Raw genomic sequence first — 18,571 nt, 5'->3', positions numbered from 1 at the left:
TTCAGTCCCTCCCGAAGATGTGAACGGCGACCGTCGCGCCCGTGCCGCCGACATTGTGCGTCATGCCGATCTCGGCCCCGTCGATCTGCCTCTTTCCGGCCTCGCCGCGGAGTTGAAGGACCGACTCGCAGACCTGCTTGATGCCTGTCGCCCCGACAGGGTGGCCGCAGGCCTTCAGCCCGCCGCTCGTGTTCACCGGCAGTCTGCCCCCGAGGGCGGTGATCCCTTCCTCGGTGAGTTTCCCTGCCTCGCCCTTTTTGCAGAAGCCGAGGTCTTCGATGGCGCAGATCTCGGCGATGGTGAAGCAGTCGTGGACTTCCACAAAGTCGATGTCCTTGCGTTCAAGCCCTGCCATCTTGAAGGCCCGGTTGCCTGCCGCCACGCTTGCGTCCAGCGTCGAGATGTCGCGGCGGTCGTGGAGGGCGATGGTGTCGCTTGCCTGTGCTGTCGCCAGCACCTTGATCGGCGTATCGGTGAACTTCTTCGCCATCTCCAGGGGTGCGACGACCACAGCCGCGGCTCCGTCGGAGATCGGCGAGCAGTCGAAGAGACGCAGGGGGTCGGCGACGAGGGTCGAGTTCAGCACGGTGTCGATGGTGATCTCCTTCTGGAACTGTGCGATCGGGTTCCTTGCGCCATTGTAGTGGTTCTTCACAGCGACCTGCGCGAGCTGCTCCCGGGTGAGGGGGTAGCGGTGCATGTAATCGTTGGCGATCATCGCATACAGACCCGGGAAGGTCGCCCCGACAAAGCCCTCCCATTCGCGGTCTGCGGCGCCGGCAAGGGCGTCTGTGGACATGCTCGTGTCCACGTCCGTCATCTTCTCGACGCCGGCGGCGACGACGATGTTGGACATCCCGCTTGCGACCGCGGTCACCGCGTCACGGAAGGCGAGACCGCCTGATGCGCAGGCGGCCTCGACCCGCGTCGCAGGGATATGTTCTGCGGCGAGACCGGCATAGTCGGCGATCAGGGCACCGATGTGTTCCTGCTCGATGAACCGGCCAGCACTCATGTTTCCGACGTACATGGCGTCGATCTGTTCGCCTGCAAGGTTGGCGTCCTCGATCGCCATGACGCCTGCCTCGACAATGAGGTTCCTGAAGGAACGGTCCCACCATTCGCCGAATTTGGTGCATCCGATCCCGATAACTGCTACGTCTCTCATTTTTGCACCATGATCTTACCCTTGTGTTTGGCGTAATGTGCGTAGTCAAGATAGATCGGGTTGGCCAGGAGTTGCTCCACAGAGGGGGCCGCCGCCCTGTCGAAGACTGCGGTGTCCGTAATCCTGTCAGTGACGGTGATGTCGAAGGCGTCGCTCCCTGCTCCCGAGCCGAAGGAGGTCACGAAGATGCGGTCGCCGGGCTTTGCGATATCGAGGGTGGCGGCAAGCCCGACCATCGAAGCGCCAGAGTAGGTGTTGCCAAGGCGCGGCACCACCAGGCCGGGTGCGATCTGCTCCCTGGTGAAGCCGAGCATGCCGGCGACTCTCTGGGGGAACTTCGCGTTCGGCTGGTGGAAGACGGCATAGTCATAGTCAGAGGGCTTTGTCCCTCTCTGTTCGAGCATCATCCGGGCCGCACCCTGGACATGCTTGAAGTAGCCGGGGTCGCCGGTGAACCGTCCGCCGTGGCGGGGGTACGCCTGCCCCTCGCGCCGCCAGAAGTCGGGGGTGTCGGTCGTGAACGAGCAGGTGTGGTTGATCTCCGCGATGGGGTCGTCCTTGCCGATGATCATTGTGGCCCCGCCTGCGGCGGCCGTGTACTCCAGGGCGTCGCCGGGCGCGCCCTGCGCCACGTCGGCGCCGACGGCGACGCCGTACCTGACCATGTCGCTCCCGACGAGGCCCATGCAGGTCTGCATGCCTGCCGTGCCGGCCTTGCATGCAAACTCGTAGTCGGCCGCGGTCATTACCGGGGTCGCCTGGATGGCAGCCCCCACCGTCGCGGCCGTTGGCTTGACGGCATAGGGGTGGGACTCTGACCCGACGTAGATGGCGCCGATGGCGTCGCGGTCGACGTCTCTCCTGCGGAGTGCGTTGCGTGTCGCCTCGACGGCGATCGTGGCGGTGTCCTCGTCCATGTCAGGGACCGATTTTTCCCTGACGCCGAGGCCACCGGAGATGTCTTTGGGGTTGTCGCCCCAGACCCGGGCGATCTCCTCGACTTTGATCCGGAAGCGGGGGATATATGCCCCGTACGTAATGATGCCTACCATTCCTTTTCCCTCAAGGTGTTGACAATAGATTCGACGTCCATCGATGTGCACAGGACGGTTATCCGGTCCCGTTCAGCAAGACGGGGAACGAGCGGGTGAACCTGCTCTACCTCCAGTCCCTGGAGGATGACGCAGCGCGGCTTGAAGGGGGTCACCCGGATCGCCACGAAGGGAGATTTCCCGGTCGAGACATTCGTGAAAATGAGTGCACGCTCCGTGCTCCACCCGTAGATCCTGTTGAACTCATTTGCAGAGAGTTGCAGGATCGCATTGAGGCTGTTGACCACGGTATACCCGAAGATCGAGAGGTCGAGGGTGCCGCAGAGCGTGCGGGCGCCGATGGCCTTCGCGAGGTCGGTCAACTGGACTGCGGAGGCGTAGTCGTGGATGTCGTAGATGACATCCTCGTCGATGTTGGTGAAGAGAATTCTCGAAAACCGCTGGATATGTCTGCCGCCGTTCTCCTCGTCGATTGCGAGGATTGTGTCGACGATCTTGCCGACGACGGCGGTTCCGGGGCTTTTTCGCCTTCCTCCCTCGTAGTCGGAGATGACCGAAGGAGAGACGCCGAGCCTCTCTGAGAGTACCCCCTGGGGGATGTCGAAACTCATGCGCCATTTTTTCAGCGCTTTCCCCGGTGAGTCCGAGAGCGTAATCTCACCTGCCATCTTCTCAGCAAGCTGCTTACGCAGTTCGGAGTTCATGGTTGTAGATATCAATCACGCACATTAAAAAATTAACGAATCGCACATCGACAATCTACGACATTTTCCGATTGACAACTCATATATAGGATGCATCTCAATTGTGGTGTGTATGATGGATGCAGGAGATCTGCAGTGCTTAAAGGTCGTTGCGCTCATGGGCGGCCTGAGGAGCTCGGCCTGGATGTCCTCGCAGTCTCTGGCGAATGCCCTGAACATCAGTCCGCAGACGGCTTCCCGTCGCCTGAAGTCACTCGAAGCAACCGGACTGATCACGCGCACCGTCAGGCCTGACGGTCAGTACGTCGCCGTCGCCCCTGCAGGCGAGGAGGAATTGCGGCACGAGTTCTCGGCGTACACGCGGATATTTTCGCCGGAGGGAGGGTACTATATCCTCAAAGGGACAGTGATCAGCGGCCTTGGCGAGGGACGGTACTATATCGACCACCCCCAGTACCGTGAGCAATTCCTCGAAAAACTTGGATTTGATGCCTATCCCGGCACGCTCAATGTTCGCCTGGACCCTGAAAGTGTCCGGGTGAAGCGTCGCCTGGAAGGACTGGTCTGGATCGGGATCGAGGGCTTCGAGGCCGACGGCAGATCTTTTGGAAACGCACGATGTCTCCCGTGTAGAATCGGGGACTGCCCGGGTGCGATCATCGAACCCGGACGGAGTCACTACCCGGAAGAGATTATCGAGATCATCTCGCCGGCCCCTTTGCGCGAGACATTCGGACTGCATGACAACGATAGTGTACAGGTAGAGGTTACCCATGATTGAAGACGCATGTGCCGCCCTGAAGGCGGGCAAATTTATCCTGCTCTATGACTTTGACGACCGTGAACGCGAGACCGACCTTGTTATCTGCGCCGAGGCCGTCACCCCGCACGACGTGCTGACGATGCGGAAAGATGGCGGTGGCCTCATCTGTACCGCCGTTCACCCGGAAGCTGCAAAGAGGCTCGGCCTCCCCTTCGCCTCCGATCTGCTTCACGACTTCGAGGCCGTCGAACACCTCGGCGACATCCCGTACGACCGTAAGAACCACTCGTCCTTCTCGATCTGGGTGAACCACCGGAGCACCTATACCGGCATCCCTGACCGCGACCGTGCGACGACCATCAATGCCATCGCCGACCAGGTACACAAGTCCCTCAACGGCGGCGGGCACGACTTCAAGGCAGAGTTCAGGACTCCCGGCCACGTTGCCCTCCTCCGGGCCGCCGAAGGGTTGCTCGATGTCCGCAGGGGCCAGACCGAGCTTTCGATCGCCCTCGCCGCTATGGCCGGGGTGACCCCGGCCCTTGTCGTCTGTGAGATGCTTGATGACGAGACCGGTCTTGCCCTTTCCAAGGAGGATGCACGGGCCTATGCCCGTGATCACGGTCTGGTTTTCATCGAGGGAAAAGAGGTTCTCGAACAGTGGGAAGAGAGATCTGCCTGATCGCCGCGTTTTTGCTTGTTTGCCTGATTGGGCCTGAAAACGGGGATGCTCCCCCCTCACCATTTTGAAATTGTTCCAAAGTTGTGGCAGGTCTTGATCGAAAAACGTAAAAACTATATGTTCTCGAATTTGAATATTTCATATGAAAAAGGATGCCGTAGCCTACCTTACCACGCGGAAAAGGGGCGACCCGGAGCATCAAAAAGAGATCATTGATGAATTTTGCAAATATCGGTTTACCGTTAATAAATTCTTCAGTGACCATCGAATGACCGGCACTGCTCCCAGGATGCGCGAAGGCTATCAGCAGATGCTTGAATATGCACGGGAAAACAGGGTTGAACACCTTCTTTTTCCCGACCTCCCCGCTCTTGCAAAAAATCTGGAGTTCGAGGTTGAGGAGTTGAGGGCCCTTGTCGAAGAAGGTTTTGTCCCCTACTTTGCGAAGGATGACTTTTTCGGCTACCCCGACGACCCCGCACTCAGGATCATGGCTGTCAGGAATTTTGTCGAGTACATGACCCCCTGCATGGAGACGCTGAAGAAAGCGGCCCGCACTCCGGTACGTCCGGAGTCCGGATCTCGGGGCACTATCGGTCGGCCACGTGCCCTGAACGACGGACAGATCGAGGCACTGATCACCGTCCGTCGTTCCGGCACGAGTATCTCCCAGATCTGCCGGATGTTCAGCGTGAGCAGGAGCACGGTATCCAAGATCCTCGCAGAATATCCTGAACTCAAGGGCGAGTGGAAGGGGAAGCGCTCTCCGGCCGAAGGTGCCGAGAGCGAGTAATACTTTTTTTCGAGCGTCACCTTTCCGTGCGAGAATGGGAAGGCACTCTCCACCGTCGGGTCTGGGGCTCTGTCTTCCCTGATTCAATTCTTTCCGGACGACTGAAGGACGTTGAGAAAATTGGCTCTGTAGAACCGCTGATGAGACGAAGTTTGAGGCGGTTCGTTGAAAACTACCCTGGTGGTTTTCATGGAGGTCATCCCAAAACTGATCCGAACCTTCATGCACGCCGATGAAAGGACTCACATTCGGTTCTGAAAAATCCCGTTCTGGCGTCTTGTCCGGGGGGTTTCAGCGAAGACCCGATGGGTCTTCTTGGCTCCCTGCGTTCGCCACTCGAAAATCAGAGATTTTCTCACGGTCGCTATCGCTCCCTCCCCCCGATCCCCCATCATTGCGATAGGGGGTGGAGGGCAATCTCCTTCATCAGGATCTCTCTTCCCCAACCCTATCCTGTTTCGGGGGTCCGGGGGAACGACCGGAGGGAGTCGAGAAAACTGTGGGTTTTCGAGGTAGTCCCCCGGCAGAGAGGTAGGGGAAGGCGGCGGTTTCGCACGATTCTTCAGGGAATTCAGGAAGATATCGACCAGAACATGATATTCTCTCCCGGTCCCTGCATGCAGAGATGGGGGGAATGAACGAGAGTTTTGGGATATGCTCATGGTAAACCCTCATACTGAGGGTATCTCCAGAGTCCAGATCGGGGCAATTTCCAATCCCTTTCCCTCCTCCTCTCCGGCACCAGGGGGGCCGGGAAAGGGAGGTCATTACCTGCAATCATACCGGGGCCCTGGGGGCGTTGAGTCCTGCCGGATTTCATCCTGTTCTGCCCACGGCCCCTGCTATGCCCGGATCTCCGGATCTCCCCGATATGGCCTCGAACGGTGGGTAGGATCCCCTGATTGGAGGCATATGCGGGCGTATCTAACCCGATTTGTGCCCCGAGGGACCATACCCTCCTGACATGCAGGCACCCCAGGCACAGAATCCGGGGATTTCTAAAAACTCAATAGATTCTTTTTTCTTCAGTCCGGCCAGGATCCCGGGTTGGCCCCCGGCGCCTCTCCGGGTGTAAAGGGTCGAAAAAAGGGTTCAGATGGTGATCTGGGCAAGCGCCTCGTAGGCCATCCGGCGGTACACGTCGAGATTTGTGGCGTAGTGCTCCCCGGCAAGCTTCGAGTCTTCGGTCGTCCCGAAGGTTTCGAGCCTCTTCAGGGTTCTCTCGGCAGCGTCAAGAACCCAGCAGTTCCTCATCTCCTTGTCGACGACCGTCACCGACTCGGCCCGCACCGAGACGAAGACCCGGCCGTCTGGCGCCTCGTAGACACTCGGCTTTCCGACGACTGCAACGAATGCCGGAGGATCGATCTTCGAGACCTGCGTCATCGCCTCCTGCTGGAAGGAACTGGCGGAGACGAAGAAGGTCCCTGTCGGGTCGGAGACGCGGATCTGGTAGAAGATGTTCTGGTCGCCCCGCTTTTCCTTCTGGGTCATCGACCCGATGATCAAGACCCTGTTGCACCTCTCCCCTGTCGGGAGGAGGACATAGGTCGGGCTCTTCTCGTCCTCTCCGTCCTTGAAATGGTAATGTGCCTCGCGCAGTTCGGCCGCGAAGACCCTGCGTGCCGGCTCGCGCTGGTAGCGCGGCGTGAAACGACTTTCACTCTGCATGTGACTCGCCTCCGATCTGGTTGAGAAGTTCTGTATGCCGGTCTGTATCAAAGGAGAGGGGCCTGCACTCCCTTACAAGGAGAGTGTCGCCGAGGTCGCTCCCTGAACAGGCGAAGTAGCGGCCCATCACGGCATCCCTGATCTTGTAGAAAACGTCGTCCAGTCCGAGGGGGCTTTCCTGGGCGATCGTTACCGCCTCGTCGAGAGAAAGCCCGGTGACCGCCTCGACGACATCCTTCTGCATGAGGATATTGTGTGCCGTCGTCCCGTCGTCGAGCACCCCCTTGATCCTGATATCATATCTGAAGTTGTCCTGGACCTCGTGGACAGGGCAGTAGTTCCGCTTCGAGAGGACGCGGTTGCACCCCTCCACAGGGCAGCGCTTGACAAGGCCCGATCCCGGACCTACATTCACGATAGCCCCTGTGACGGTGGCCGCGCCGGTTCCGACGGTGATCTCGGCCTCTTCGTCAGGGAAACACTTTGCGCCGTTGAGGGTGATGGAAAGCCGCCCCTGGTACTCGTCCACAGCTGCGTAGAAGATGTTATAGACCATCCCCGGTTCGAGCCGCTCCATGCCCTCCTCTTTCCAGATGGTGAACTTGATCGTGCCCGACTCGTCGCCGACGATGCCGGTCTGGAGGATCCGCTCGTGCCGCGCTTCCCATTCCTGGACCATCTTCACCTTCACGCTGGCGACGCCCGGCCGCATGTCGGAGATCCTGACCATTTGCGGCATGATCGGGACCTCCTTCTCGATCGCCGTGATCGTCGTCCCGCTGTGGAAGTTCAGTTTCGGCGTGCCGCGGTACTCGTCCACGACCGCGGACTCGATCCTGTACCACTGCCCCTCTTCCATCTGGGGCGCCTTTGCCCTTTCCCAGGCCGTGAACTGGATCGCGCCCGTAGCGTCGGCGATGGTCCCGCTCTGGCTGATCGCGGCTGAGGCCGGCTTTGCGACACCGACGATCTTCCCCTCTACAGTCGCCCATTCGCCAGGAAGAAGAGACCCGATCTCGCGCATCTCTGAGGACGTGGCCGGCATGGACGCGAGGTTGTGATCGCGTGCGAGGTTCTCGGAGACAGTCTTCTCGGCCTCGGTGAGGTTGACGCCGAAGTCCTCGACGAGGGTTCGGAGTTTCTTTTCCACCTCTGCGGGGTCGATTTTGACCTTCTGCGACTCGAACTTTCGGGAGATTCTTTGTGCTGCTTCGGATAGATCCATCTACATCTCCAGATGAGCATCGTCACCGCTCGATATAAAATGTGAGGGGCGGAGGGTGAAAGTTGATACTGGCTTCCTGTTGCACTTTTAAGTACTGGAGCGACCAACCTCTGGGTATGGCGATCACCGCTGACAGTACGATCCTGGAACTCCTCCAGGCAAAGCCCGAAGCTGCGGAAGTCCTGATGCGTTTCGGCATGGGGTGCCTTGGCTGTGCCATCGGCAGAGGCGAGAGTATCCGGCAGGCCGCGGACGCTCATGGCATCCCGCTCGAAGAACTCGTTGCCGCGCTCGGCATCCAGGAGTAAAATTATTTTTCCGGCTTCCCTCTGAGGGAAGTCCGGTATTTTTTCAGTTCTCCGAGCGAAGCCTCGGGGTTCCGCCGCAGGTACGCCGCGACCGCGGGCTCGTGGAGGAGGGTGCAGCGGCTGCAACTCCAGACAGTCCCGCATGACGAACTTTCGACCTCATCGCCGAGGTCCATGTCCCCGCAGGGGTAGAACGGGCAGTAACAGAAGTCGCAGGCCTGACCCGGGAAGTGACAGGGATAATAGGGACACCCTTCAGGCCGCCACTCGACCCAGTGGTCCCCCCCGTACCGGGAAAAAATGAAAAATGATGGTTTATCCCGTGTGACCTTCCCCTGCTGGCGGGCAAGCGCCTCCTGGACTCCCTGGAGAACGGCGGCATAGACCCGCCTGCCGATCCCGGTAAAGGTGCCTGCATAGGTGTGGGCCACCTCCCCCTCGCAGGCAACTGCCACCGCATCGGTGGTCGTGCCGGTGAAGTCGTACCCCATCACCCTGAGCGCCTGCGCCTTTGCCTCCGTGGCGGTGATGATCGTCTCCAGGAGGGCGCCGTCGGTGAGGCCCTCCCGCGAGGTGACGATGATATTGATCGTGTGGGGGTGCCCGGGGTCAGGGTCGGGGTTCGGGTTCGTGACGCCCGCCGTGACGAAAGCCGTGATAAAGTCGTACTGCAGGACACAGAGGTACTGCATCGGGACAGCGGTCAGGAGGCCGAAAAAGTCGCCGCCGATCCCGGCCGAGGCCGCGATCTCCTGAAGATAGCGCGGGGGATCGGCATGGTCGAAATTTTCCGGGACCGTGTGATTGAAGATCGTCGACACTCCCCTGACCCCGCCGCCGATCCCGGTGCTCGCCGCCCGGAAGAACCCCCGCACAAAGAGGGTGTCACGGGTGTGGTAATATCTCATGCAACGGTGTACCTGACTCTGTCTTTGAGTTCCTGCTGTTTTCCGGCATTCCAGCCGGAGACGTCCTGAAGGTATCCGGTGACCCGGCTGATCTGGGTGACGTCATGGGAGCCGCATTCCGGGCAGACCGGGGCACCGCACAGCGGGCAGTACTCGATCCCCGAGACGATCTCGTGAGCACAGTGGGTGTGGTCGAGGGGGCACATGATCTCAAGCTGGGTCTCGCCGCAGACCGGGCAGGGATCGGTTCCGACCACATGGTTGCAGGTGTGGCACTTGTACCTGCGCTCTTCGACCGGGATGTCAGATAACTTCCTGTATTTTTTTGCCAGCGCCAGTTGCTCGTCGCTCCATTGCATGCTTAATCCTTCCTGCTGAAATTATTAAAGGGTACTTCTTTCGGCCGGTTGCCGGCGGGAACCCATGAAAAGACCCGTCTTACTTCCCTTATCCCGAATCGTAAGATATTATAACCTAATCCTGTTACCTTATACCGATGCATTCAGTAAATTCCCTTGTCTCCCATTTTTCAGGGGAGAATGGGGGTGGCAGGAGTTGTACACGATACTTCCTGCTCGCCGTCCTCCTTCTTCTCCTGGGGTGTGGTGTCACGGCCTCTGCCGCCGTATTTTTTCATGAGGAGAACGGATCGGGCGTCCCTGGCCTGCCATCCCTGCTGGGGCCGGCTTCAGGAAACGAGGAACCTGCCCCTGTGCTGGCCGCGGCCGTTGAAGAGATGGATCCCCTCTCCCTGTATGCCGCACAGGCCCGGGAGGCCGTGGACGAGATCTCGGGTTCTCTTGCGTCTGCCGGGAATAATACAGGCGTGACCGATGTTACGGCCTTTCCCCTCATCACCGACCCTGACCTTGCCGATACCGGCTATCTGGGGCGTCCGATGGGTGTGAAGGTCGTGGTAGTCTGCCCGGCCGAAGGCGACCGCCTCCAGAATACTCTCTGGTGGTACGAGAAGGACGCGACGGCGATTGTCCGGGCTCTCTATTCGGGGGAGATAAAGGACAGACTCGGCTTTGTCACCGTCGTCTTCAGGAAAGTTGACGGGAAGGCCACCTCCCTCAAATTTGTCCTGAATGCGGCCGATTCTTCCCTGGCTATCTCAGGTAATGATACCGCCTATATCCGGAATATTGACTGGTCAGGTGTGGAGATCGCGAAGGGTGTGTCGATTGCCGGCTATGAACCGCCGGGATCTGCGGCACGGGGGCCTGTGAAGGCCGGGAATGGTGGATCGACACGGGCCATCCCTCTGGATGTCCTGAAGGCCGAGGTTGCCGACGGCACGAACACAATGAACGTGAAGATAGATGAGATATCCCGCGCAGCAGACAGGAACGACTATGCTGCCGTTGCCCGGTTCTCTGATGAACTTATTGGCATTGCCCGGACGCGGGAAAAGGATCTTCGGTCCTGCACCGTCCCTTCTGGATGTGCCCCTGCCTTCAGTGAATACGGTGCCGGGCTCGGGACGTATCAGGAGGCGGGGTCTCTCCTCTGGTACGGTGCGACCTTCAGTGATGCCGACGCGTTTGCCCGCGGGAATGAGTGCCTTGTCCAGGGCCAGGCCAGGATCGGCAGTGCCCTGGAAAAACTTTCCCTATCTGCCCCGGCGCTCGGAGTCCAGGTGATCGCCGCGCAGTCTCTATACCCTGATGCCCTCGCTCCCCTGGGCCGGTACAAGTTCAAGGACGCTTCCGAGGGGAACACGATCTCGGTGAAGGTCGGCCCGGTCACGCAGATGGACCGGTACACCACAGAGATGGGTGATACAGTGACCGAGCACCTGCCGCCGTACGGGAAGGAGTTCCTCTGTGTGCTCGTGGAGATCAACCACCTTGGATACGGTGGAAAGGGGAGCCAGACATTCAGGACGCCGAAAGCATCAGGTTTTACTCTCCTTCTCGGTGGCGACAAGTATGTCCCGAAACAGCCTGAAGCATATATCGAGTGTGTCGGTTCTGTTTACTCTGATGTGACTCTCAAAAGGAAAGACCGTACCATCGGCTATCTCGTCTATGAGATCCCGATCGCCTCTGACCCTGCGTCTGGATATCTTCAGGCAAACCTCGGCAAGGGTGGTTCTCCCATCTGGAGACTGGGCTGACCATTTCCTCAAAAAATACTATTCTTTTTTGACATTTTTCGCACACCCGGCCGTCGCCGGGCGCCGGGAGCGGGAGAAGTGTTCTGCCCGGGTGGTACGAATTGATGGCAAAAGTAATGGTGGTCAGGCAGGGCCGGGCCCTGCCTGCCGCCTCAGAGGACTCATAGGGTTCGTCAGCGCCGGATGGTCCGGCTCGGAACGGTCGTTCTCATCATCGGCGGTAGGGTGCGTAGGTCCGGGCGGCCGCCGCCGGGTCTGCCGCCCCGTAGATGGCCCGGCCGACGATCATGCCGTCGACGAGGGGTGCGACCTCCGCGGGGTCGCCGCCCTGCGCCCCGATGCCCGGGGAGAGGATCTTCTTTTTTCCGATGAGGGCGCGGAGGGCCTTCACCCTTTCGGGGCGGGTCGCCGGGGCGATGATGCCGTCGGCGCCGGTCTGTGCGACGACCTCGCAGAGATGCTCGGGCACGCCCTCGGAGAAGAAAGTGAGCGCGCCGGGGTGGCTCATCTCGGCGACGACATAGCACTCCCCGTCGTGGGCATGGGCGGTGTCGACACAGGCGGCGACAGAGTCCGGGCCCGGAAAGCCCTGGGCGATCACCGCGGAGAAACCGGCAGCGAAGATCTGGTCGCAGATGAGGGTGTTGGTATTCGGGATGTCTGCGACCTTGAAGTCAGCGATGAGGGGCAGCCCGAGGCCCGCGAGGTCGCGGGCGATCCCGAGGCCGGCCGCGAGGACGAGGGGGTAACCGATCTTGATCGCATCGACTTCCCTTGCGCAGGCCGCTGCGATGGTGAGCGCAGATGCCCGGTTGGTGACGTCGAGGGAGAGGACGAGGTCAGTCATGTTCCAGCCTCTCCAGGACCGCCGCGGCGATGAGGGGGAGGTTGATCGTCGCATCGCCATAGACGGTGATTGCGGCCGCGTCTTCGTTGATCTTGCCCCAGGACTGCGCTTCGGAGAGTGTGGCGCCGGAGAGGCCGCCGAGGTCCGGGCGGTCGCCGGTGAGCTGGATCGCGTAGTCGAAGCCCGAGGGGGTGATCATCTTGTTCTGGAAGATGAAGTTCTTCGGGACGCCGCCGCCGACAAGGAACGCGCCGGCGTGTTCTGCTGCATAGCAGCGGTCGATGATGTCGTGCATGTCGCCGAAGGTGTCGACGACGATGTGGTGGCTCTGGTTGTAGAACCAGAACTGCATGCCGAGCATCGAGTCCTGGACCGCGGGGCAGAAGACGGGGACGTCGTTCTTTGCCGCGGTTGCGAGGATGCCGTGGTCGAGGTGCTCGCCGATGTGGCGGAGAAGGCCCGAGATGGTGATCACCGATTTATCGGGGATATTGGAGAGGCAGTCCTGCATGAACTCCTCGAATCGTATGAAGGCCTCGTCAGGGAGGAAGATGTCATAGATGCGGTTGATCTCCTCTTCTCTCAGTTTGATGTCATCGCAGGTCGAGGTGCCGTGGTAGTGGTGGCAACCGATCGCTTCGATGGTATCGTGGGTGAGGTTTGCCCCGGTCGAAACGAGGATGTCGATGTGCCCTTTCTCGATGAGCTCGCTGACGATCCCGCCCATGCCGGCAGGGACCATCGCCCCGGCGAGCCCGAAGTACTTTGTCGCCTTCTCGTCGCGGAGCATTTTTTCGTATATGTCGACCGCTTTTGCGAGTGCTCCGCCGTTATAGGCTCCTGCTCCGCCGATTGCGCGGACAAGTTCGTTTGCTGTCATCCCTGCCGAAAGCCTGACCTGTCTGACAGGATCGCCGCATTCATCCCAGTTGCATTCCATAGGACACCAGATTCCTTATGATCTTGTCCTGCAATCCATTAACAGTTTTGACCCGGGACAATGTCATGAAAAGAGGCTGTGAGGTGGATTCAAAAAAATATGGGGTTATATTTCCGATCCCCCACGTTTCTGCGGTGTCGGGCGGCGACGTCCCGCATTGTGCAGTATCTATATGGGGAGTCCGGGGAGGTGAAGCCCCTTTCCCCCTATGATGTATGTCCTTCCTGTACAGGGCCGGGTCCGTGCCGGCCCCTGGTGTCCATGCTGGTGCCTCTCAGGTACGAACTGAAGATGGTGGTGGTGAGGCGTGCGTGCCTTACATCGCAGACCGGTAGATCGCGATGATCTCGTCTTTTGTGGCCCGACGCGGGTTGGTCAGGCCGCAGATGTCCTTCATGGCATTGTCTGCCAGGGTCGGGATGTCCTTCTCCTGTGCGCCGAGTTCCTTCACCCCTGCCGGGATCCCGACGTCGACCGAAAGTGTCTTGATGGCGTCAATGGCCTTGTTTGCTGCCTCAATGGTGGAGAGTCCTTCGACGTTCTCACCGAGTGCCTTGGCGATGTCGACGAAGCGGTCGGGTGCTGCAATGAGGTTGAACTTCTCGACGTGCGGCAGGAGAACGGCGTTGCAGACACCATGCGGCAGGTTGTAGAAGCCGCCGAGCTGGTGGGCCATTGCGTGGACATAACCGAGGCTTGCGTTGTTGAAGGCGATGCCTGCGAGGTACTCGGCATGGGCCATCATGTCGCGGGCGACCATGTCGTCGCCGTTTGCGACGGCCGGGCGGAGCCACTTACTGATGAGCTGGATAGCCATCAGGGCTGCGGCATCTGTGGTCGGTGTTGCGATGGTAGAGACATAGGCCTCGACCGCGTGGGTGAGGGCGTCCATGCCGGTGGCGGCGGTGAGTGCGGGCGGCATGCTTTTCATCAGTTCGGGGTCGTTGATCGCGACATTGGCGGTCGTCTTCCAGTCGACGAGGGCCATCTTGACGTGCCGGCGGGTGTCGGTGATGACGGCGAAGTTGGTCATCTCAGAGGCGGTACCCGCGGTGGTGTTGACGGTGATGAAGGGCGGCAGGGCTTTGGGAACCTTTCCGGCGCCTTCGTAGTCGTAGATCTCTCCGCCGTTGGTGGCGACGATGCCGATGCCCTTGGCGCAGTCCATCGGGGATCCCCCGCCGACAGCGACGATCATGTCACAGGCTTCCTTCTTGTAGACTGCGGCGCCCTCGTGGACCGAGATGTCGGTCGGGTTTGGCTCGGCGCCTGCGAAGATGGCGAAGTCGACGCCGGCTTCCTTGAGGTAGGCGCCGATGTCCTCGGCGAGTGCCTTGCCGTGGCGACCTTTCCCTGAAACGATCAGAGCCTTCTTGGCGTTGAGCATCTTTGCCCAGGTACCGATCTCTTTCACTGCTCCAGCGCCCATGAGGGCGACTGCCGGGTTCAGATATGTGTAAACCATATTTACCACTCCATGGGGGCCCTCCTTCAGGAGTGCCCTATGCATGAACCCTTATGTTTGGTTGATATAAAGGGGGAAGATTTAATTCCAGGTCTATACGCTTTTATATTGTTTATTTATAATTATTAATCCTTGATTTTTCAATAGAATTGTATAATGGGGTCTGATTATTGATGTTGTGCCAGATATGCCAGATTTAAATCATAATGGATGTTCATGAAAATATCTCGTGTGCTGCCGCATTTCCCATGATAAATCATTATCGATGCCCCATTTCGGCATGAAAATGTCAGAATTATGGTGGGTGTGTGAGTGATGTCCTGCGCTCCCCCTCTCCCTGTCCAGCGCCTCCCGGGACTGGTGGGGAGGATCCGGTATGCTGGTGGCATTTTTCTGCCGGAAAAAAGATCCTTTTTTGCTGTGCGAGAGAGAGCGACAAAAAAGAGAGGATTATTTGAAGTAGACGCCAACATCCCGCTTTTTACTGAAGCGTGCGATGTTGATGACGAGAGGTGTGATCGCCTCGACGTACGGGGAGACGGCGAGGGGCCCGGCATCCAGTGCCTTCAACTCGGAGATCGAGTTGACGAGTTCCATGACCACCGCCTTGGCATCGGCATGGTCGGAACAGACACAGACCGTGTAGTCGAGGGGTTCGGAGAGTTTCTGCCACTTGCCGGCCGGGATGTTGTTGAAGGCGGCGACCACCTTTGACTGCGGCAGAAGTTTCTGGAGCTGCTGGGCGGCCGAACCCTCTGCTGGAGGGTTGTACTTGAAGAAGTCGGTCTTGACCATCGGGTTCATCAGGCTGATGATCGTCTTGCCCTCGAGGCCCTGGAGGGACTCGATCGTCCTCTCCAGGTTCTCTGCCGGGATCGAGAACACGACGACATCGGCCTGGTCGACGACGCCCTGGTTCGTGGTCGGGACGAGATCGAAGGGGAGACCGAGAACTTTGAGTGCGTAACTGCACATCTCGCAGGCCGCCTGCGCCTTCTCCTCAAGCCTGGACCCGATATAGACCGTATGGTTCTGGGAGAGCCGCAATGCCATGCCCTGTCCGATGCCACCGGTACCACCGATGATTCCTACTTTCATGGTCGGTGCGTATCCTATCGTTTGTAATTAATATTTTCTATCAGCAATTTTTCCAATATGGCTAAATATATCGTAAAAATTGTGAAGGATTCATTTTAAATCGAATCGGGTCTTTTATCGGCAATCGGGAGTGAAATATCTCTGCGATTCAATCCGAATTACTTATATCTCCGTACTCCTGGTCCCCGCTCGCCTGACCCTCTCTGTCAGGCCATGTCTCTGGAATTGCGCCTATATTGGGCTTGAATCCGCTGCGCTCCCCCTTCCGGGGGTGTTTGTGTGGTCCCTCCTTGGAGGTCTCGGCGAAAAACATCTGTTCGTTGTTTTAATTTTTTTATTTATTAAATAAATGTAATATTTCATTCTTACTGTTTAATCATGAAAAATGCTGGAATATGGGGTTAAATCAACAGGCCTAAATACTTGGGCATTTTTTGAGTAATTATACCCATTTCATACTGATACACGGAGGGTTTGAAACGACAGAGACACAGGAACATATACCGGCGGTGCAGCAGATCGTCGGGGCCTACCCCCGGGAACCCAGGCATCTGCTTGCGGCGTTGCAGGATATTCAGGCTCACTACAGTTATATCTCGGTCGAATCGATGCGGTCGGTTGCTGAACATCTCAGTGTCCCTGAAAGCCGTGTCTTCAGCGTCGCCACATTCTACAAGGCCCTGAGCCTCGTTCCCCAGGGGAAGAAGGTCGTCAAGGTCTGCAACGGGACCGCGTGCCATCTGCGTGGGGCTCCCGGCCTTGTCGGGGCACTGGAAAAGGCGCTTGGTATCAAGAACGGTGAGACAACCCCTGACGGGATCTTTACCATCCAGACCGTGAACTGCCTTGGCGCGTGTGCGATGGCGCCGGTCATCATGATCAACGACCGGGTCTATGGGAAGGTGACCCTCTCCCAGATCCCGGAAATCCTTGAGGAGGAGAGGAAAGATGCACTTCACAACGATTAAAGACCTTGACGATCATCGTGTCCACCTCGTCGCCGGGGAACCTGACATCCCTCATGTCTGGGTCTGCGCAGGGCCGGGTTGCCTTGCGAACGGGAGCATGAACGTCTACCGCACCTTCCTCGCCTGTGCAGAGGAGAAGGGGCTGATGGTGGATGTGGACCTGAAGGCCGAGGCGACCGGATGCCAGGGCTTCTGCGAACGCGGGCCGCTGGTCATCCTGAGGCTGAAAAAAGATGGCGACGAGATCTTCTACCAGCATGTCCGGGAGAAGGACGTCCCCGAGATCCTGGAAAAAACTGTACTGAGCGGTGAACTCGTCCAGAAACTCCTGTACCGCGACCCCGCAAGGAAGCAGACCGTCGTTTCGCCCGGCGGCATTCCGTTCTACTCTCACCAGAGACATGTCGTCCTCAAAAATCTCGGGCGGACCAATCCGCTCTCCCTCGACGACGCGATCATGGCCGGTGCCTATGCCGGGCTTGCAAAGGCACTGTCGATGGCCCCGGCCGATGTCGTGCAGGCCGTGAAGGACTCGGGCCTCCGCGGCCGCGGCGGCGGCGGTTTCCCCACGGGGGTGAAGTGGGAGTCGGCGGCCGTCGTCGACGCTCCGCAGAAGTTCGTCGTCGTGAATGGCGACGAGGGTGATCCCGGCGCCTTCATGGACCGTGCAGTCATGGAGGGCGACCCCCACACGATGCTCGAAGGCCTTGCCATTGGCGGTTATGCGATCGGCGCCACACGGGGCATCATCTATGTGAGGAACGAGTACCCCATCGCCGTCGACCACCTGCGCCTTGCCATTGAGCAGGCACACGAAGCCGGTCTCCTCGGAAAAGACATTTTCGGCAGCAGTTTTGACTTCGAGATCGAGATCGTACGGGGCGGGGGGGCCTTCGTCTGCGGTGAATCCACGGCCCTGATGACCTCGATCGAGGGGCGTGCCGGCGTGCCGCGGGTGAAGTACATCCGCTCCACAGAGAAGGGCCTCTGGGACCTCCCCGCAGTCCTCAACAATGTCGAGACATGGGCGAATATCCCGCAGATCATCGTCAACGGTGCCGGGTGGTTCAAGAGCATGGGCACGCCGAAGAGCACGGGCACGAAGGTCTTCTCCCTTGTCGGCAAGGTGAAGAACAGCGGCCTTGTCGAGGTCCCGATGGGCACGACCCTGCGCACCATGATCTTCGACATCGGCGGCGGCGTCATGAACGACCGAGAGTTCAAGGCAGTGCAGACAGGCGGCCCATCGGGCGGTTGTCTGCCGGTAAGCGAACTCGACCGTCCTGTGGACTTTGACCAGCTCAAAGCTGCAGGCTCGATGATGGGTTCTGGCGGCATGATCGTGATGGACGACCACACCTGCATGGTGAATGTCGCCCAGTACTTCATCGACTTTCTGGTCGAGGAGTCGTGCGGCAAGTGCACGCCCTGCCGCGAGGGCCTCAAAGAGATGCAGACTCTCCTTCACGGCCTTACCTCGGGGAGGGCAAAACCCGGAGATGTCGCTCTTCTGAAGGAGATCGCGGAGAATGTGCGGGACACGGCGCTCTGCGGCCTCGGGAAGACCGCGGCAAACCCGGTCATCTCGACGATGCACTGGTTCCCCGAAGAGTACGAAGAGCACGAGACAGAAGGGTTCTGCCGTGCCGGGGTCTGCAGCGGCCTTTATGCGCTGGAGATCGACCCTGAGGTCTGCACCGGCTGCACCCTCTGCGAGAAGGTCTGCCCTGTCGGGGCAGCCTCAGGCGAGAAGAAACGGCCTCATGTCATCGACAAAAAGGCCTGTGTCACCTGTGGTTCGTGCCTGGACGTGTGTCGTTTCAAGGCGATCAAGGTTGTGCGGAGGAGTGAGTAATC

At 59.2% G+C, this 18,571-nt stretch carries 18 protein-coding genes; 7 read left to right on the top strand and 11 right to left on the bottom strand.

Annotation, left to right across the window (positions count from 1 at the left end):
* Position 1: 1 nt before the first annotated feature.
* The 3 genes from MEFOE_RS00640 to MEFOE_RS00630 are packed head-to-tail and all read right to left on the bottom strand — an operon-like array spanning position 2 to position 2,924.
* Entirely contained in the window at positions 2–1,168 is a 1,167-nt protein-coding gene (locus tag MEFOE_RS00640; RefSeq protein WP_067046841.1) for a thiolase domain-containing protein, read from the bottom strand.
* Positions 1,165–2,220: a hydroxymethylglutaryl-CoA synthase gene (locus MEFOE_RS00635; RefSeq protein WP_067046838.1), complete on the bottom strand. Its 1,056-nt coding sequence runs from the start codon at positions 2,218–2,220 to the stop codon at positions 1,165–1,167. The genes MEFOE_RS00640 and MEFOE_RS00635 overlap by 4 nt, the downstream gene beginning before the upstream one ends.
* A complete protein-coding gene (locus MEFOE_RS00630; protein ID WP_067046836.1) occupies positions 2,214–2,924 on the bottom strand; it encodes a helix-turn-helix domain-containing protein in 711 nt (236 codons plus the stop codon). The genes MEFOE_RS00635 and MEFOE_RS00630 overlap by 7 nt, the downstream gene beginning before the upstream one ends.
* A 112-nt stretch (positions 2,925–3,036) precedes the next feature.
* Here MEFOE_RS00630 and MEFOE_RS00625 point away from each other — a divergent pair, with 112 nt between their 5' ends.
* The 3 genes from MEFOE_RS00625 (at position 3,037) to MEFOE_RS00615 (ending at position 5,162) form a co-directional block, all read left to right on the top strand.
* Positions 3,037–3,705, top strand: coding sequence for a DUF120 domain-containing protein (locus tag MEFOE_RS00625; RefSeq protein ID WP_067046833.1), 669 nt, complete (start codon positions 3,037–3,039; stop codon positions 3,703–3,705).
* The gene (gene ribB, locus MEFOE_RS00620) at positions 3,698–4,369 is read left to right on the top strand and encodes a 3,4-dihydroxy-2-butanone-4-phosphate synthase (protein WP_067046830.1); all 672 of its coding nucleotides are present in this window, start codon (positions 3,698–3,700) and stop codon (positions 4,367–4,369) included. Before MEFOE_RS00625 ends, ribB begins: the two co-directional genes overlap by 8 nt.
* 142 nt (positions 4,370–4,511) lie before the next feature.
* Positions 4,512–5,162: a helix-turn-helix domain-containing protein gene (locus MEFOE_RS00615; protein ID WP_067046827.1), complete on the top strand. Its 651-nt coding sequence runs from the start codon at positions 4,512–4,514 to the stop codon at positions 5,160–5,162.
* A 1,092-nt stretch (positions 5,163–6,254) separates the two neighbouring features.
* Here MEFOE_RS00615 and MEFOE_RS00610 read toward each other — a convergent pair.
* Together MEFOE_RS00610 and MEFOE_RS00605 are read right to left on the bottom strand one after the other, a co-directional pair.
* Positions 6,255–6,833: an RPA family protein gene (locus tag MEFOE_RS00610; RefSeq protein WP_067046824.1), complete on the bottom strand. Its 579-nt coding sequence runs from the start codon at positions 6,831–6,833 to the stop codon at positions 6,255–6,257.
* A complete protein-coding gene (locus MEFOE_RS00605; RefSeq protein ID WP_067046823.1) occupies positions 6,823–8,058 on the bottom strand; it encodes a nucleotide-binding protein in 1,236 nt (411 codons plus the stop codon). Before MEFOE_RS00605 ends, MEFOE_RS00610 begins: the two co-directional genes overlap by 11 nt.
* 116 nt (positions 8,059–8,174) lie before the next feature.
* Between MEFOE_RS00605 and MEFOE_RS00600 the strand changes: the two genes are divergently transcribed.
* Positions 8,175–8,366 (top strand): DUF1858 domain-containing protein, encoded by a 192-nt coding sequence (locus MEFOE_RS00600; RefSeq protein ID WP_067046820.1) that lies wholly within the window; start codon positions 8,175–8,177, stop codon positions 8,364–8,366.
* Between the two features lie 2 nt (positions 8,367–8,368).
* On the opposite strand, the gene MEFOE_RS00595 is transcribed toward MEFOE_RS00600, so the two are convergent.
* Positions 8,369–9,274: an adenosylcobinamide amidohydrolase gene (locus MEFOE_RS00595; RefSeq protein WP_067046817.1), complete on the bottom strand. Its 906-nt coding sequence runs from the start codon at positions 9,272–9,274 to the stop codon at positions 8,369–8,371.
* The gene (nrdD, locus tag MEFOE_RS00590) at positions 9,271–9,633 is read right to left on the bottom strand and encodes an anaerobic ribonucleoside-triphosphate reductase (RefSeq protein WP_067046814.1); all 363 of its coding nucleotides are present in this window, start codon (positions 9,631–9,633) and stop codon (positions 9,271–9,273) included. Before nrdD ends, MEFOE_RS00595 begins: the two co-directional genes overlap by 4 nt.
* A 137-nt stretch (positions 9,634–9,770) precedes the next feature.
* Between nrdD and MEFOE_RS00585 the strand changes: the two genes are divergently transcribed.
* Positions 9,771–11,396 (top strand): hypothetical protein, encoded by a 1,626-nt coding sequence (locus MEFOE_RS00585; protein ID WP_067046812.1) that lies wholly within the window; start codon positions 9,771–9,773, stop codon positions 11,394–11,396.
* 211 nt (positions 11,397–11,607) lie between these two features.
* Here the strand turns inward: MEFOE_RS00585 and pyrF are convergent, their stop codons facing one another.
* The 4 genes from pyrF to npdG all read right to left on the bottom strand — a co-directional run bounded on the left by pyrF (position 11,608) and on the right by npdG (position 15,746).
* Positions 11,608–12,243: an orotidine-5'-phosphate decarboxylase gene (gene pyrF / locus MEFOE_RS00580; RefSeq protein ID WP_067046809.1), complete on the bottom strand. Its 636-nt coding sequence runs from the start codon at positions 12,241–12,243 to the stop codon at positions 11,608–11,610.
* Positions 12,236–13,183 carry a deoxyhypusine synthase gene (locus tag MEFOE_RS00575; RefSeq protein ID WP_067046806.1) on the bottom strand — a complete coding sequence of 316 codons (948 nt, stop codon included), beginning with the start codon at positions 13,181–13,183 and terminating at the stop codon, positions 12,236–12,238. The genes pyrF and MEFOE_RS00575 overlap by 8 nt, the downstream gene beginning before the upstream one ends.
* Positions 13,184–13,499: 316 nt before the next feature.
* Positions 13,500–14,648: an iron-containing alcohol dehydrogenase gene (locus MEFOE_RS00570; RefSeq protein WP_067052803.1), complete on the bottom strand. Its 1,149-nt coding sequence runs from the start codon at positions 14,646–14,648 to the stop codon at positions 13,500–13,502.
* Positions 14,649–15,098: 450 nt separating this feature from the next.
* On the bottom strand, positions 15,099–15,746 hold the full coding sequence (gene npdG / locus MEFOE_RS00565) for an NADPH-dependent F420 reductase (RefSeq protein WP_067046803.1): 648 nt from the start codon (positions 15,744–15,746) through the stop codon (positions 15,099–15,101).
* 434 nt (positions 15,747–16,180) lie between these two features.
* Between npdG and nuoE the strand changes: the two genes are divergently transcribed.
* Both nuoE and MEFOE_RS00555 read left to right on the top strand, forming a co-directional pair.
* Entirely contained in the window at positions 16,181–16,714 is a 534-nt protein-coding gene (gene nuoE / locus MEFOE_RS00560) for an NADH-quinone oxidoreductase subunit NuoE (protein ID WP_268872598.1), read from the top strand.
* A complete protein-coding gene (locus MEFOE_RS00555) occupies positions 16,695–18,569 on the top strand; it encodes an NADH-ubiquinone oxidoreductase-F iron-sulfur binding region domain-containing protein (protein ID WP_067046800.1) in 1,875 nt (624 codons plus the stop codon). Before nuoE ends, MEFOE_RS00555 begins: the two co-directional genes overlap by 20 nt.
* Positions 18,570–18,571: the final 2 nt, after the last annotated feature.

The sequence above is a fragment of the Methanofollis ethanolicus genome, from assembly GCF_001571385.1.
GTDB classification, from domain to species: Archaea; Halobacteriota; Methanomicrobia; order Methanomicrobiales; family Methanofollaceae; genus Methanofollis; species Methanofollis ethanolicus.
This window is presented reverse-complemented; position numbering and strand designations above follow the sequence as displayed.

Excerpts from the sequence above, each read along its gene's own strand:
- MEFOE_RS00555 (WP_067046800.1), top strand. The coding sequence starts at position 16,695 with ATGCACTTCACAACGATTAAAGACCTTGACGATCATCGTGTCCACCTC.
- MEFOE_RS00640 (WP_067046841.1), bottom strand. The coding sequence starts at position 1,168 with ATGAGAGACGTAGCAGTTATCGGGATCGGATGCACCAAATTCGGCGAA.
- MEFOE_RS00595 (WP_067046817.1), bottom strand. The coding sequence starts at position 9,274 with ATGAGATATTACCACACCCGTGACACCCTCTTTGTGCGGGGGTTCTTC.
- ribB (WP_067046830.1), top strand. The coding sequence starts at position 3,698 with ATGATTGAAGACGCATGTGCCGCCCTGAAGGCGGGCAAATTTATCCTG.
- MEFOE_RS00570 (WP_067052803.1), bottom strand. The coding sequence starts at position 14,648 with ATGGTTTACACATATCTGAACCCGGCAGTCGCCCTCATGGGCGCTGGA.
- MEFOE_RS00615 (WP_067046827.1), top strand. The coding sequence starts at position 4,512 with ATGAAAAAGGATGCCGTAGCCTACCTTACCACGCGGAAAAGGGGCGAC.
- MEFOE_RS00600 (WP_067046820.1), top strand. The coding sequence starts at position 8,175 with ATGGCGATCACCGCTGACAGTACGATCCTGGAACTCCTCCAGGCAAAG.
- MEFOE_RS00575 (WP_067046806.1), bottom strand. The coding sequence starts at position 13,183 with ATGGAATGCAACTGGGATGAATGCGGCGATCCTGTCAGACAGGTCAGG.
- MEFOE_RS00610 (WP_067046824.1), bottom strand. The coding sequence starts at position 6,833 with ATGCAGAGTGAAAGTCGTTTCACGCCGCGCTACCAGCGCGAGCCGGCA.
- MEFOE_RS00585 (WP_067046812.1), top strand. The coding sequence starts at position 9,771 with ATGCATTCAGTAAATTCCCTTGTCTCCCATTTTTCAGGGGAGAATGGG.
- pyrF (WP_067046809.1), bottom strand. The coding sequence starts at position 12,243 with ATGACTGACCTCGTCCTCTCCCTCGACGTCACCAACCGGGCATCTGCG.
- MEFOE_RS00605 (WP_067046823.1), bottom strand. The coding sequence starts at position 8,058 with ATGGATCTATCCGAAGCAGCACAAAGAATCTCCCGAAAGTTCGAGTCG.
- npdG (WP_067046803.1), bottom strand. The coding sequence starts at position 15,746 with ATGAAAGTAGGAATCATCGGTGGTACCGGTGGCATCGGACAGGGCATG.
- MEFOE_RS00635 (WP_067046838.1), bottom strand. The coding sequence starts at position 2,220 with ATGGTAGGCATCATTACGTACGGGGCATATATCCCCCGCTTCCGGATC.
- nrdD (WP_067046814.1), bottom strand. The coding sequence starts at position 9,633 with ATGCAATGGAGCGACGAGCAACTGGCGCTGGCAAAAAAATACAGGAAG.
- MEFOE_RS00630 (WP_067046836.1), bottom strand. The coding sequence starts at position 2,924 with ATGAACTCCGAACTGCGTAAGCAGCTTGCTGAGAAGATGGCAGGTGAG.
- MEFOE_RS00625 (WP_067046833.1), top strand. The coding sequence starts at position 3,037 with ATGATGGATGCAGGAGATCTGCAGTGCTTAAAGGTCGTTGCGCTCATG.